The 13,374-nt window shown below is 71.7% G+C and carries 16 protein-coding genes; 11 read left to right on the forward strand and 5 right to left on the reverse strand.

The features are described 5' to 3' along the window. The first annotated feature begins 148 nt into the window (after positions 1-148). Positions 149-1,636: a DNA-binding protein NsdB gene (locus IE134_RS29920; RefSeq protein ID WP_030719545.1), complete on the forward strand. Its 1,488-nt coding sequence runs from the start codon at positions 149-151 to the stop codon at positions 1,634-1,636. 131 nt (positions 1,637-1,767) lie between these two features. Here the strand turns inward: IE134_RS29920 and IE134_RS29925 are convergent, their stop codons facing one another. Beyond that, the gene (locus IE134_RS29925) at positions 1,768-3,198 is read right to left on the reverse strand and encodes a PP2C family protein-serine/threonine phosphatase (RefSeq protein ID WP_189432257.1); all 1,431 of its coding nucleotides are present in this window, start codon (positions 3,196-3,198) and stop codon (positions 1,768-1,770) included. Positions 3,199-3,483: 285 nt separating this feature from the next. Here IE134_RS29925 and rpmG point away from each other — a divergent pair, with 285 nt between their 5' ends. Both rpmG and IE134_RS29935 read left to right on the forward strand, forming a co-directional pair. Further along, complete coding sequence (gene rpmG, locus IE134_RS29930; RefSeq protein ID WP_030719551.1) at positions 3,484-3,648, forward strand: 50S ribosomal protein L33; 165 nt, start codon at positions 3,484-3,486, stop codon at positions 3,646-3,648. A 64-nt stretch (positions 3,649-3,712) separates the two neighbouring features. Next, positions 3,713-3,973 (forward strand): type B 50S ribosomal protein L31, encoded by a 261-nt coding sequence (locus tag IE134_RS29935; RefSeq protein WP_030719561.1) that lies wholly within the window; start codon positions 3,713-3,715, stop codon positions 3,971-3,973. A 224-nt stretch (positions 3,974-4,197) separates the two neighbouring features. Here the strand turns inward: IE134_RS29935 and IE134_RS29940 are convergent, their stop codons facing one another. Both IE134_RS29940 and IE134_RS29945 read right to left on the reverse strand, forming a co-directional pair. Continuing rightward, on the reverse strand, positions 4,198-4,956 hold the full coding sequence (locus IE134_RS29940; RefSeq protein WP_373296771.1) for a YoaK family protein: 759 nt from the start codon (positions 4,954-4,956) through the stop codon (positions 4,198-4,200). Between the two features lie 89 nt (positions 4,957-5,045). Beyond that, positions 5,046-5,546, reverse strand: a complete 501-nt coding sequence (locus tag IE134_RS29945) for a tetratricopeptide repeat protein (RefSeq protein WP_030719571.1) — start codon at positions 5,544-5,546, stop codon at positions 5,046-5,048. Between the two features lie 146 nt (positions 5,547-5,692). Between IE134_RS29945 and IE134_RS29950 the strand changes: the two genes are divergently transcribed. Then, positions 5,693-6,433 carry a VanZ family protein gene (locus IE134_RS29950; RefSeq protein ID WP_030719574.1) on the forward strand — a complete coding sequence of 247 codons (741 nt, stop codon included), beginning with the start codon at positions 5,693-5,695 and terminating at the stop codon, positions 6,431-6,433. A 112-nt stretch (positions 6,434-6,545) separates the two neighbouring features. After that, on the forward strand, positions 6,546-7,334 hold the full coding sequence (locus IE134_RS29955) for a DUF4389 domain-containing protein (RefSeq protein WP_098017799.1): 789 nt from the start codon (positions 6,546-6,548) through the stop codon (positions 7,332-7,334). On the opposite strand, the gene IE134_RS29960 is transcribed toward IE134_RS29955, so the two are convergent. Next, positions 7,331-8,347, reverse strand: coding sequence for a helix-turn-helix transcriptional regulator (locus IE134_RS29960; RefSeq protein WP_098017802.1), 1,017 nt, complete (start codon positions 8,345-8,347; stop codon positions 7,331-7,333). The two genes, IE134_RS29955 and IE134_RS29960, sit on opposite strands and share 4 nt — an antisense overlap. Before the next feature lie 99 nt (positions 8,348-8,446). Between IE134_RS29960 and IE134_RS29965 the strand changes: the two genes are divergently transcribed. The 6 genes from IE134_RS29965 (at position 8,447) to IE134_RS29990 (ending at position 12,930) form a co-directional block, all read left to right on the forward strand. After that, positions 8,447-9,016 (forward strand): DinB family protein, encoded by a 570-nt coding sequence (locus IE134_RS29965; RefSeq protein ID WP_030719583.1) that lies wholly within the window; start codon positions 8,447-8,449, stop codon positions 9,014-9,016. A gap of 79 nt (positions 9,017-9,095) precedes the next feature. Next, positions 9,096-10,196: a winged helix DNA-binding domain-containing protein gene (locus IE134_RS29970; protein WP_098017808.1), complete on the forward strand. Its 1,101-nt coding sequence runs from the start codon at positions 9,096-9,098 to the stop codon at positions 10,194-10,196. 139 nt (positions 10,197-10,335) lie between these two features. Then, complete coding sequence (locus tag IE134_RS29975; protein WP_098017811.1) at positions 10,336-11,040, forward strand: DUF4230 domain-containing protein; 705 nt, start codon at positions 10,336-10,338, stop codon at positions 11,038-11,040. A 274-nt stretch (positions 11,041-11,314) separates the two neighbouring features. Next, positions 11,315-11,830 (forward strand): lytic polysaccharide monooxygenase auxiliary activity family 9 protein, encoded by a 516-nt coding sequence (locus IE134_RS29980; RefSeq protein WP_030719592.1) that lies wholly within the window; start codon positions 11,315-11,317, stop codon positions 11,828-11,830. Positions 11,831-12,015: 185 nt separating this feature from the next. Next, positions 12,016-12,690 (forward strand): TNT domain-containing protein, encoded by a 675-nt coding sequence (locus tag IE134_RS29985; RefSeq protein WP_098017814.1) that lies wholly within the window; start codon positions 12,016-12,018, stop codon positions 12,688-12,690. Positions 12,691-12,696: 6 nt separating this feature from the next. Continuing rightward, positions 12,697-12,930: a hypothetical protein gene (locus IE134_RS29990; RefSeq protein WP_030719597.1), complete on the forward strand. Its 234-nt coding sequence runs from the start codon at positions 12,697-12,699 to the stop codon at positions 12,928-12,930. A gap of 16 nt (positions 12,931-12,946) precedes the next feature. On the opposite strand, the gene IE134_RS29995 is transcribed toward IE134_RS29990, so the two are convergent. Continuing rightward, positions 12,947-13,312 (reverse strand): iron chaperone, encoded by a 366-nt coding sequence (locus IE134_RS29995; protein ID WP_030719599.1) that lies wholly within the window; start codon positions 13,310-13,312, stop codon positions 12,947-12,949. Positions 13,313-13,374 lie beyond the last annotated feature (62 nt).

Raw genomic sequence — 13,374 nt, forward strand, 5'->3', positions numbered from 1 at the left:
GGGCTGCCGGGCGGGGTGGCGCACTCCTACCTGACAACGGGTCACGGGTGGCAGACCATCTGGCGGACCCTGGCGAACCCTGGCGAATAGTCACAGCGCATCTGACAGGGGGTTAGTGTCAAGTCAGCCGAGAACCTGGGGGCTTGAAGTGACCGGAGAACCCAACACCCGTCTCAGCGACCTGTTCGGCCTGGCCGGCTGGTCCAAGGGCGAACTCGCGAGAATGGTGAACCGGCAGGCGGCGGCCATGGGCCACCCGCAGCTGGCCACCGACACCTCGCGCGTCAGGCGCTGGATCGACATGGGGGAGTCCCCCCGTGATCCCGTGCCCGAAGTGCTGGCAGCTCTGTTCACCGAGCGGCTCGGCCGTGTCGTGACCATCGAGGACCTCGGGTTCGGCCGACGCGGGCGTGTGGGGAAACGGCGTGACTCCGGGACGGAACACAATCCCGATCAACTGCCGTGGGCGCCCGAGCGGACGGCAGCGGTCCTCACCGAATTCACGGGAATGGACCTCATGCTCAACCGACGCGGCTTGGTGGGTGCGGGCGCCGCGCTCGCCGCCGGCTCAACCATCGCCGGCCCCATGTACGACTGGCTGCACAGCGACCCCGCTCTGGCGGCCGACGCGCCACGGACCAACGATCCCCTGCACGCCGATCCCGCCGGTTTCGACCGGTACGAAGCCGCGCCGGTCGGCTCCGAGGAGATCGAGGCGCTGGAGCACTCGGTCGAGGTCTTCCGCGCCTGGGACGCGTCCCGGGGCGGCGGACTCCAGCGCAAGGCGGTCGTGGGCCAGCTCAACGAGGTGGGCGGCATGCTCGCCTACCGCCACCCCGACCATCTCCAGCGCCGCCTGTGGGGCGTCGCCGCCAACCTCGCCGTCCTGGCGGGCTGGATGTCCCACGACGTCGGCCTCGAACCCACCGCCCAGAAGTACTTCGTCATCGCCGCCCACGCGGCCCGCGAGGGCGGCGACCGGCCGCGCGCCGGAGAGGCGCTCTCCCGGGCGGCACGCCAGATGGTGCACCTGGGCCGCCCCGACGACGCGCTCGACCTGATGAAGCTCGCCAAATCCGGCTCCGGCGACGAGACCCTGCCCCGTACGCAGGCGATGCTCCGCACCATCGAGGCCTGGGCACAGGCGTCGATGGGGCGCGGCCAGGCCATGCGGCGCACCCTCGGCGAGGCCGAGGAGCTGTTCGTCTCGGACAAGAGCGATGTGCCGCCGCCCAGTTGGATGCAGATGTTCGACGAGGCCGATATGCACGGCATGCAGGCGCTCGCCTTCCGTACGCTGGCCGAGCACGACCCGGGAGCGGCGATCATCGCCCAACGCCACGCCAAGCAGGCGCTGGAGCTGCGCATAAACGGTCGCCAGCGGTCCAAGATCTTCGACTACATCTCGCTGGCCTCCGCCTGCTTCATCGCCAACGACCCGGAACAGGCCGACCGTTACGCCCGGCTCGCGCTGGTGTCGATGGGGGAGACCTCCTCGCACCGCACCTGGGACCGGCTCCGCGAGATGTACCGGCTCACCGGTCAGTTCGCCGGATACGCGGGCATCCAGGATCTGCGCGAGGAGATCGAACTGTCGCTGCCGAGCCAGAAGAAGGCCAGGGGCACGCAGATCTGAACCGGCCCCGCCGCGCCGCTCGTCGCTCCTTCACACCCTGATACGTCCGTGCCCCCGCACACAGCGTGTGCTCCTTGAGGCACTGACACAGGGCGCACGCCTGCACGCGCTGACGCGCAGTCCGCGTTCCCTCACGCCCCGATGCGGGCGACCAGCACGCACGCGTCGTCCAGGCGCTCGGTCCCGCCGAACTCCTCGACGACGCACCGGACGCACTCCTGTGCCGTACGGGCCTCTGCGAACCGGGGGGCGAGGGCGAGCAGTGCCTCCGGGCCCGCACCCCGGTCGCCGCGTCGGGTCAGCCCGTCGGTGTGCAGGACGAGTACGTCGCCGGGGAACAGCCGTACCTCGTCCTGCTCGAACACGGCCTGGGGCGCGGCGCCGAGCAGTATCCCGTCCGGCGGAGGCAGCAGCCGTCCCGTACCGCCGCGGAAGAGGACCGGCGGGGGGTGACCTGCCTGCGCCCAGGAGAGAACGGAGGTTTCGGGGTCGAAGCGGCAGCACAGGGCACTGCCCAGCGCCGGCTGTATCGACGTCTCCAGCACCTGGTTGAGGTGCCCCATCAGCGCGCCCGGCTCGATGCCGGCGACGGCCATGCCACGCAGCGCGCCCAGCAGCATCGCCATCGCCGAGGTGGCGGGGATGCCGTGCCCGGTGAGGTCGCCGACGGTGAGGAGGGTGCGTCCGTCCGGCAGCTCCATCGCGTCGTACCAGTCGCCGCCGATGAGCCCGCTCGACGCGGAGGGGAGGTAGTGCGCGGCGATGTCCAGGGCGCCGGGGCCCTGCGGCGGGAGGCGCAGCGATCCGCGCCACGGCGGCAGGACGGTCTCCTGGAGCTCCACGGCCATGCGGTGCTCGGTGCGCTCGATGTGCTCCTCGCGCTGTACCGACGCGCGGCTCCTGGTCACGGCCTGCTCGCTGCGGCGCAGCTCGCTGACGTCCCGCAGGACCGCCCACATGGAGGCGGTGCAGCCCTCGGCGTCGAGGACCGGCTCGCCCGTCATGTGCAGAGTGCGCGTGCCGCCGTCGGGACGCACGATGCGGAACTCGCCGTCCATCGGCCGGCCGTCGACCAGGCAGCCCGTCACCATCGCGGTGAGCACCGGCTGGTCCTCGGGCAGCAGCACGGACGGCAGGTCGTCCAGGGAGAGGGGGGTGGAGTCGAGCGGCCGGCCGAAGATCTCGTACAGCTCCTCGGACCAGCTGGACTCGTCGGTGAGGAGGTTCCACTCGGCGCTGCCCACCCGGCTCAGCAGGGAACCGGCCCGCGGGTCCTCCGGCGCCTCCTCGCCCTCGGGGGCGGAGGCGCCGGAAGGCGGGCCCGGCAGACCCGCCCTGAGCTGGCCCAGGTGCTCGCCGAGAGTGTCCAGGTGGTGCACGGCCAGTTCGCACAGGGCGCGCTGCCAGCGCAGCTGCGGGTCGTCCTCGTCGAACATGGCGGCGTCCCGCCGCACGGCATCCACGTCCCCGCGCAGCCGGCGCGTCCGGTCGATCAGGTCGTCGACGGCGTCGTGCGGGGGAAGTTGTGGTGCGGGGCGGTCCGCGAAGAGGGGGGACGGCATCTCGTACTCCGTTACAGGCGCGGCCTAGCCGGTTCTGAAGGGTGGACCGCTACCGACTGTCGCACAGGCCGCGGCGGGCCGTAAGGGATTCGGCAACACTCGATGCGTAGTTGCTTCTGGCATATGCCAGCGGCTGTCCAGTACGGCGACTATCCGAACAGGCTTGCGTGCAGGGCGAGTTGGCTGCGGCATCTCGGGGTGCGGAGGTGCGGGAATGCCGAGCGGGCGGCCCGCGTTACCCGACCAGAACGAAAACGAATCCCATTACCGATACGGGAGGCGCCCATGGCACGCAGCGAGACCAGGCCCGTCGTCACTCTCCGGTCCACCGCCGGAACGGGCCGCAGCTATGTGACCCGCAAGAGCCGCCGCAACGACCCGGACCGGCTGGAGCTCCGCAAGTTCGACTCCGCCGTCGGCCGCCACGTCCTGTTCCGCGAGGTCCGCTGACCATCCGGAAAAGGCACGTCACTCTGTACGCCACCGCAGTGCGCGGTGAGGAAGGAACGCATCGATGAAGCCCCGTATCCACCCCGCGTCCCGTCCCGTGGTCTTCCGCGACCGCGCGGCCGACGTCGCCTTCCTGATCCGCTCGACCGCCGACTCCGCCGAGCGCGTGGAGTGGCAGGACGGCAACACCTACCCCGTCATCGACGTGGAGACCTCGTCGGCCAGCCACCCGTTCTACACCGGCGGCACCCAGGTGCTCGACACGGCGGGCCGCGTCGAGCAGTTCCGCCGCCGCTACGGCACCGGCGAGCTGTCCGGAAGCTGACCGAACGTGGCCTGACCTGGGGGAGATCCGGGAATACCGTGCCGTGGATCACATCCGCGGGGGCGGATTCCCGGGAACGCCCCGGGATGGTTTATCGTTCATCTATACGTGGGTGTGAGGGGGACAGTGTCCCCGGGCCTCACCGGTAGCCCATGGGGACGATCGGCACCGCCGAAGCCCCTTGGAGCCCTCCGCCGAGAGGCGACCGCCCTTCACGCCCGCACTCAAGCCGCCCCGGCTGGATTCCCCCGATCCGGCCGGGGCTTCTCCTTGCCACGGTCCCGGAACCGGCCGCCCCGTCCCGGGACCGTCTCCAGGACCAGCGCACCGGCGGCCATCACCACCGCCCCCAGCGCTGCCCCGGGGCTCCACCACCGCTCGGCCAGCGCCGCGACCGCCGCCCCCGCCACCACCGCGGCAAGCCGCCCCAGCACCCAGCCGTCCCCGCCCCGCAGCTGACGCAACGCCACGCGACCGGCGAGCGAGGTCAGCGTCCCGGTGAAGTAGTTCGTCGGCGTCACCCGTACCCGCCCCTGGATGCCCATCGCCACCGCCACCAGCGCCAGCAGCCCGATCCGGTCCCCGTACGACGTGACCAGCTCAAGACCCCACAGCGCGGCGGCCGCCCCCAGCAGGACCACCTCCACCCCCAGCAGCATCGGAACCCGGAAACCCCGCCCGGCCATCAGCGCACCGGCCGCCACCCCGCAGAAGTACGCCGCCAGAGCGACGACGACCTTCAGCGCCACGCCGTCCTCGCCCGCACCGGCGGCCGAAGCCCCCAGCAGCACAAGGTTTCCGGTCATCACCCCGGCGAAGACCTGCCCCACGCACAGGAAGACGAAGGCGTCCGCCGCCCCGGACGCCGCGGACAGCAGAAGCAGCGCCGCCTCGCCGCGCGACGGTGCGTCACCGTCCCGGGAGGCACCGGAAGCGGAGGCGGAAGGCGGGGACGGCGGGAACGCCGGGGGAGCGGAGGGCACCCGAGCATTCTCGGCACGCGTCGCCCCCCGACCGGCGCGTCGCCGGCTGCGCGGCGTGCCGCGCAGCACCGCTCCCGGTTCCGCGCGGGTCACACGATCTCGTGGAGATCCTTCGCATAGTGCTCGATCGCCCGCCGGTACTGCTGGACGTACGGGTCCTGGCTGGTCGAGGCCGTCAGCTCCAGCAACAGCCGCATCGCCTCGTCGTGCTCGCCGGTGTTGAACAGCGCCATCGCCAGGAACGTCCGCAGCGCCCCGTCGTCCGGGAACTCCTCGACGCCCCGGCGCAGCGTCTCCACCGCCTGCCCGTACCGCCCGAGGACCCGGTAGGTACTGCCCAGACCCAGCAGCGACCCGCGCCGGTCCTCCGTGGCGAGCTCCGGATGGGCCAGTGCCCGCTCGTAGTACGGCACCGCCTCCGACTCCAGGCCCAGCGCATCGTGGATCCACGCCGTCCGGCAGGCCACCTCGGCGTCGCCCGGGTACGCGGCGGTCAGGGCGAGCAGCCGCTTGCGCGCCTCCTCGGGCTTGCCCTCCTCGCGCAACCGGTCGGCCTCGTCCAGCAGGTCCTTCTTCTTGTCTGCGCTCATGCGCACATCGTCGCAGGTGGAGTCGGACGGTCGTACGAGATTTCGCTCCAAGGCCCGACCGGGTGTGTGTTCCGGCCGGGCGGGGGCATCTGTCGCCCATGACAGCAGAGGCGAATCCCCCTGTACGCCAGGGGACATGGGTACGAGTGCTGGTACGCGGGCTGGTGCTGGCGGCGGCGCTGGTGGGACTGGTGGCGTTCTCCGTCCTGCTGGCCAAGGTGACGCTCACCCCCTCACCCGCCTCCGAGGACATCGTCACGTCGAACCTCCAGCCGGGGCGGTCGCTGCGCCAGTACGCCGAGGACTACACCTTCCTCGCCGCGTGCAAGCAGGCGGGCGGAAACGTGCTGCTCGGCGTGCCGTTCGGACTCCTGCTGCCGTTCTTCGTGCCGCGCCGTCTGCGGATGATCCGGACGACACTGCTGGCGGCCGTCGCCATGGCCGTCGTCGAGCTGATCCAGGGGGCCCTGGTCCAGGGACGCGCCTTCGACATCGACGACGTCATCCTCAACACGACGGGCGCACTGCTCGGGTACTTCGTGCTGGGCCGCCGCATCAGCCACCGCTACTACACATACGCCGAGGTTCCCCGGGCCCCCGAGCAGCGCGATGAGCCCGAGCCCACGCCCGAGCCGAAGCGCACGCCCGGGAAGGCCGCCCGTACGAAGCTCGCCTGGAGGAAGGCCTCCGACATGAAGGCCGGCGGTACGAAGACCGCTGATACGAAGGCCAGGGGTACGAAGACCGCGGGCACGAAGGCTGCCGGTGCCAAGGCCGCCGCCAAGAAGGCCACCGGCACGAAGGGCAACGGCGCCAAGGCCACTAGCGCCAGGGCCACCAGCGCCAAGGCCCCTCGCCCCCTGCTCGACCGCCTCCGCAGGCGCTGAGCCCGGGCACCCGTTCGGGCCGGGCCGTTTGCGAGCGGCCCGGACCGGACGCACGGTGGGGACACGTCCTGCGTGCGGATGCCGTACGGATCCCCTGCCGAGGAGGAGCGACATGGCCGAAGGCCAGTGGAGCCCGGGCCGCAAGGAGACGGACGCCGACGAGTTCAGGCCGGTCCTGGACATCGTCGAACCGGCACGCCAGCGGCGGCTGACCGTACTCCTGCGACTCCTGCTGCTGATCCCGCACTTCATCGTGCTGTTCTTCCTGCACATCGCGGCGTTCTTCACCGTCATCGTGGGGTGGTTCGCGGCACTGTTGCTGGGGCGGCTGCCCGACCCCGTCTTCCGCTTCCTGACCGGTGTCCTCGGCTACGACATGCGCGTCTCGGCGAGCGACATGCTGCTCATCGACCGCTACCCGCCGTTCGCCCTCACCCCGCCGGCCGACTACCCGGTGCAGATCGAGGTGCGGCCCACCCCGCTCAACCGGCTCGCGGTGCTGTTCCGCATCTTCCTGATGATCCCGGCGGCGATCGTCCAGAGCCTCGCCGTGTACGGGTGGTGGGCGCTGGCCTTCGTCTGGTGGCTGATCACGCTCTGTCTCGGCCGGATGCCCCGGCCGCTGTTCGAGGCGACGGCGGCCACCCTGCGCTACCGGATGCGTTTCTCCGCGTACGTCATGATGCTCACCCCCGCCTACCCCAAGGGCCTGTTCGGCGACGACGCTCTCGCCGTGGCCCCGGAGCACTCACGCTCGGCCACCCGCCCCCTGGTCCTGAGCAGCGCCGGCAAGTGGCTCGTCGTGCTCTTCCTGGTGCTCGGCCTCGCCGGACACATCACCTCGTCCGTGACCGCCTCGACGACCGACGACACGACCGACACCCGGCTCGTCGGCCGCTAAGGGGCATCGGACCCCGCGGCGCCACGGTGCCCCCGGCCCGCCGCGACGGCGAAGCGGCGTGCCAGACCGGCGAAGGCGTTCCTGAGCTCGTCGGGCCCCACGACCTCGATGTCCACGTCGAACCTGCCGAGTACGGCGGCCAGGCCGGGCCACGACCAGGCGCCCAGGACCACCCGGCAGCGGTCGGGGCCGTGCTCCTCGACGATGCCGTCGCGGATGTGGCCCGCCACCGCGGAGGCCGGCGCGTCGAGGATCACCTCGCCGCGGCAGGGCCACGCGCCGGGGCCGCCGGAGCCCTGGAACCGGGCGGCGACGAACGCGGCCACATCGCCCCCGGGCACCTCGCGGGCCGTGAACCGGGGGCCCGTGGGGGTGCGCGGGGTGATCCGGTCCGCGCGGAAGGTCCGCCAGTCCTCGCGGTCCAGGTCCCAGGCGACGAGATACCAGCGCCCGCCCCAGGTGACCAGCCGGTGCGGCTCCACCCGCCGCACCACGGGCGGTACGTCGTCGGCCGCCGGGGTGTGCCCGGGGGAGTAGGCGAAGCGCAGCACCTCCTGGGCGCGCACCGCGTCGCTCAGCGCGAGAAGAACGCGCGGATCGGCCTGGGGCCGGGGCGGGCCTCCCGTCCGTTCGACGGCGGTGACGTCCAGGGCGTCGACGCGATGGCGCAGCCGGGCGGGCATGACCTGCCGGACGGTGGTGAGCGCGCGGGCCGCGGCCTCCCCGATCCCGGCGCCGGTCGCGGTGGCGGTCCGCAGGGCGACGGCCAGTGCGACGGCCTGATCGTCGTCGAACAGCAGCGGCGGCAACCGGGCGCCCGCGTCCAGCCGGTATCCGCCGTCGGGCCCCTTGAACGCCGCGATGGGGTAGCCCAGCTCCCGCAGCCGGTCGACGTCACGCCGCACCGTGCGCGGGCTGACCTCCAGCCGCTCGGCCAGCAGCTGACCCGGCCAGTCGCGGCGCGCCTGGAGCAGGGAGAGCAGCGCCAGCAGTCGTGCTGAAGTCTTCGGCATGACACGAGTATGAGGGGAGAAGAGGCCACACCCTGGCCGCTTCTCCTGAGATGGTCGATCCGTACCGCACGACAGGAACTCCGGAAGGACCCGATCGTCATGACCACCCCCTCCGTATCGCCCGACGCCGAGCGCACCGACCTGCTCGCCGCCCTCGCCGAGGCACGAGCCGCCCTGACCGCCTCGGTGAGCGGCCTCACCGACGAGCAGGCCGGCCAGACCCCGACGGTCAGCGCCCTGTGTCTCGGCGGCCTCGTCAAGCACGTCACGGCCATGGAGGAGGGCTGGCTGAACTTCGCGACCGAGGGCCCCTCGGCGATGTCCTTCGCCCTGCCCGACGGCGTCACCTGGGACGACCTCATGGCCGGTACCGCACGCGAGTTCCCGAAGTGGATGGCCGACCGGGAGAAGGAGTTCCGGATGCTGCCCGGGGAGACGGTGGCGGGGATCCTCCAGGCGTACGAACAGGTCGCCGCCCGCAGCGAGAAGATCGTCCTCACGGTCCCCGACCTCTCGGCCTCGCACCCGCTCCCCGAGGCGCCCTGGAACGAACCCGGCGGCGAGTGGAGTGTCCGGCGGGTGCTGACCCACGTCATCGCCGAGACTTCTCAGCACGCCGGGCACGCGGACATCCTGCGTGAGACGCTCGACGGGCGGACGGCGACGTGACCACCGGGGGGGGCGGGGGCGCGCGAGGCGCCGACGGCCGGCCGACGAGGGCGAGCAGCCGACAGGGAGAGACGACACCGTGACCGTCCTGGACAACCGGGCCCTGAACCGTGCCACCCTCGCACGCCAGTTGCTGCTGGAGCGGGCCGACCTTCCGGTCGTGGACGCGGTGGCCCACCTCTGCGGTCTCCAGGCGCAGGAACCGCAGGAGCCCTTCATCGGGCTCTGGTCCCGGCTGACGGCCTTCGATCCGGCCGTTCTCTCGGACCTGCTGACCCGGCGGAGCGTGGTGCGGACCCACCTGATGCGCCGCACGGTCCACCTCGTCACCGCCGACGACGTCCTCGCCTGGCGGGCCCGCCACGACGCGATGCTGCGCCAGCGGGTCCTCGGGGTGTACCGCGAGGAGCTCAAAGGGGTCGACCTCGAAGAACTCGCTGCGGACGCCCGGAACTTGATGTCCGACGGCGAGCCCCGTACCGCAGCCGAGATCGTGCGGGCGCTCGCCGAGCGCTGGCCCGGGCCGGGGCCGCGCCCCTTGGGCGAGATGGTGGTCGCCGGCCTCGTCCCGATGGCGCAGGCGCCGCCCCGGGGGCTGTGGCGCACCAAGGGCGGGGTGCGCAATGTCGCGCTGTCCTCCTGGCTGGGCCGCCCGGTCGATCCGCCCGCCTCCGACGGCGCCGACCCGGTCGGACAGGCGCTGGTCAGGCGCTACCTGGCCGCGTACGGGCCGGCCGCCACGGCCGACCTGCGCGCCTGGTCCGGCCTGGCCGGACTGCCCGGCGCGGTGGCCGCCGTACGCGACCGACTGGTCCGCTTCCGCGACGAGCGGGGACGGGAACTGCTCGACCTGCCCGACGCGCCGCGCCCGGACCCGGACACTCCCGCGCCGGTACGGTTCCTGCCCGCCTTCGACAACGCCATCCTCGGCTACCAGGACCGCGGCCGGATCATCGACGACGCCCACCGCGGCCTCTCGGTGGCCGGTGAGCGCGTCGTCCTGGTCGACGGCCGCGTCGCCGCCACCTGGACCGTCACCGAGGACGTCGTCACGGTGGAACCCCTGCGTGCCCTTTCCCGGGCCGATCGGGCCGCCGTCGCCGACCAGGGGAGAGAAGTCGCCACCTTCCTCTCCGACGGTGACAGCGACCGCGTGCGAGTGGCGGCCTCACCGCGCTGAGCGGCTCCGGGCTCCAGGACGTCGGTGGTGTCCGGGTGTCTGCCCGTCCGTACCGGAACAGGCCTATTTTGTGGAGGAGTTTGAACGAGAGGCGACGCAAGGCGGACTGAAAACACCGGATGCGGGTCACACGGAGAACATGACGTCCAGCGACGTAACCACAGAGCCCGCGCCGTACGGCGACCGAAAGCGCACCGCCCGCCCCTCGCGGGGATGGCTGAAAGTCCTCGTCGCAGGCGCGGCCGTGCTGGCCCTGCTGTTCGCCGGCAGCCGGCTCAGCCTGCTGCCGGGGCTCGACGACTTCTTCGGCGAGGAGACCCACGACCGGTCGGGGCCCGCGGTGCTCAAGTCCATCCAGGACATGAGCTCGTACGAGGCCGCCTCGGGCAACTTCCAGGTCGTCGTCGACCTGGAGAAGGACACGAAGTACGTCCCCGACGCCCTGCGCGGTACCCGCACCCTGTTCGTCGGGGCCGGCACGGTCGACGCCTCCGTCGACCTGGGCAAGGTCACCGAGGGCGGCGTCGTGGTCAACGAGGACCGCACCACGGCCGAACTGCGGCTGCCTCGCGCTGTGTTGGGTGAACCGGCCCTCGACCCGGACCGCTCCTACGCGGTGTCCAAGCAGCGCGGTCTCCTCGACCGTCTCGGCGACCTCTTCTCCGACAACCCCGGCAGCGAGCAAGCGGTCAACAAGCTCGCCGCCCAGCACATCTCGGAGGCGGCGAAGGAGAGCGAACTGACCGCCCGGGCGGAGAAGAACACCGCCGACATGCTGAAGGGTCTGCTCGGCTCTCTCGGCTTCGAGCGGGTCACGGTCCGCTTCGGCGACGACCAGGAGTGATCGCGTCAACCGGGCGGCCGCACGCGGTGCGTGCGGCCGCCCGCGCGGCTCCGGGGGCGGGGCGCCCGTCGGTCCTCACCCTTGACGTGCACGCGTCGGTAGGTATGGTCTAGTCCAAGTGCAAGGCCTTTCCGGACACCTGTCATCAGGCTTGTCCGGCAAGGGGCTTGCAGCCCTTCGCGCCTCTTGGCCCCACACTCGCGAGGCCTCGCCGTCGAAGCCGGACCCCCCACGGTCCGCCACTGCGCGGTGCGGTCTCATGTGAAGGAGAAGCATGCACGCGAAAAGGAAGACCGCACTCGCCGTCGGCGCCATGATCGCCCCGATCCTCGCCCTGAGCCTCCCGGCGAGCTCCGCCAGTGCCCACGGCTACATCTCCAACCCGCCGAGCCGTCAAGCCCAGTGCGCCGCCGGAACCGTCAGCTGCGGCGCGATCAAGTACGAACCGCAGAGCGTCGAAGGCCCCAAGGGGCTGACCAGCTGCAGCGGCGGCAACAGCGGCTTCGCCGAGCTGGACGACGACTCCAAGGGCTGGGCCGTCACTCCGGTGAACCGCTCCCAGCAGTTCGAGTGGAAGATCACCGCACGCCACTCGACCAGCACCTGGCAGTACTTCGTGGGCGGCGAGAAGATCGCCGAATTCGACGACGGCGGCGCGCAGCCCGGCGCGACCGTGACCCACCAGGTCGACTTCGGCAACAAGACCGGTCAGCAGAAGGTCCTGGCCGTCTGGAACATCGCGGACACCTCCAACGCCTTCTACGCCTGCATCGACGTCAACGTCAGCTAGCAGCCGTACCGGCCGGGGGTGCACACCCGGCCGGGCCGCCACGCCCCGGACGCGCACCGTCGCGACCGGGGCGCGGTGCTGTTCCGGCGGCCGGAAAGCGGCATGGCGCGAAACACGGGAGTAGCCGAGCGGTTACCCTACGTCAGCTGTCCTGATGGATCATCAGTGCTCAAGGGGACTCCTGAATGAACCGTATGCGTACCGCACTCGCCGCGCTCGGCATCACCGCCGGACTGATCACCGCCCCGGCGGCGAGCGCCGCACCGGGGCCCGAGAAGCCCGCTCCCGCCGCAGAACGCCACGAACCGTGCACCGGAGAGTTCCGCGGCGACGCCCGCCTCGGACCCAAGTGGCTGCCGAACAAGCGGCTCGCCCCGGTCGGCCCGCTCCTGAACGGCTACCAGCGCACCGGAGACCTCACCCCGAAGGACTTCCTGAAGAAGTACTGGGAAGGGCCCGCGGACACCGGCAGCTGGAAGTACCCGCCCAACGACGGCTTCGCCGAGGTGAACGGCGAGATCGACAAGGAGCCCGTCAAGCTGCGCACCGGCCAGCGCCTGGACCGCTTCGGCTCGGAGTACGGCGGCTACCTGGCCCCCGCCGGAGACGCCTACGCCGAGCGCGCCCTGCCCCCGCAGAACCTCAACACCCGTGACGCGGACACCCCGTGCGACTACCGCGTGTACAAGGTCGCCAAGCCCTTCTGGGTCTGGCAGGGCTCCATCGCCCCCTGGTTCGAGCAGCCCGGCGGCGGGCAGCAGATCAAGCTCGACGCCGTGTTCCTCGACCCGGGCCAGGGACAGCGGCTCAATGTGAAGTGGCTGCTGGACAACGCCTACCTGACGCCCGCGGGCGCGTAACCCGGTATGGACCGCCGGGCCCTGCACGCCGCACTCGTCGAAGCACGGATCCCCGGCGGCTACTACCGCATCGAGGACGTCCACGAGCCCGTCCCCACCCCACCCGACTTCCTCTTCGTCCGGCGGAGCGGGGACGGCGGCTGGGAGACCGGGGCGTACGAGCGCGGAACGTACGAGGTCATCGCCCGCCACCCGGACGAGGCCACCGCCTGCTCCCACCTGCTGAGCCTGCTCGTCTGAACCCTCCCCGCGCCCGTCAGCAGGGCGTGCCGGGGGTCGCCGCCGTCGCCCGCAGAAGGTCACGGACAAGCCCGAAGTCGATCTTCTGCGGCTGACGGAACCGCAGACAGCCCTTGCCCATGTCGTGCGAGGCCAGCCGGTCCGCGAACGCGTCGCGGACATCCGTGCGGAGCAGATAGAACGAGATGTACTGCTTCTGGTCGGCGAAGGCGATCTCGCCCTTCCCCTCCCGCTCGTAGGCGGGCATGCCGTACGCCATGACCTCGCGGAACCCCGTCAGCTCCTGGCGGCACAAAGCGCGCAGCCTCGTGAGGGCCTCCCGGCGGGCCTCCGGGGCCTCGGCGAGATACTGATCGACATCCTGCGCGCTGCTCTGCACCATGAGCCGATCGTACGGCGGTGTGTCGCACCCCGGGCCCCCGACGCCCGGTGAGCGACAGTGGG

Origin of the sequence: Streptomyces rubiginosohelvolus (assembly GCF_014649875.1) — a bacterium.
Classification (GTDB): domain Bacteria; phylum Actinomycetota; class Actinomycetes; order Streptomycetales; family Streptomycetaceae; genus Streptomyces; species Streptomyces rubiginosohelvolus.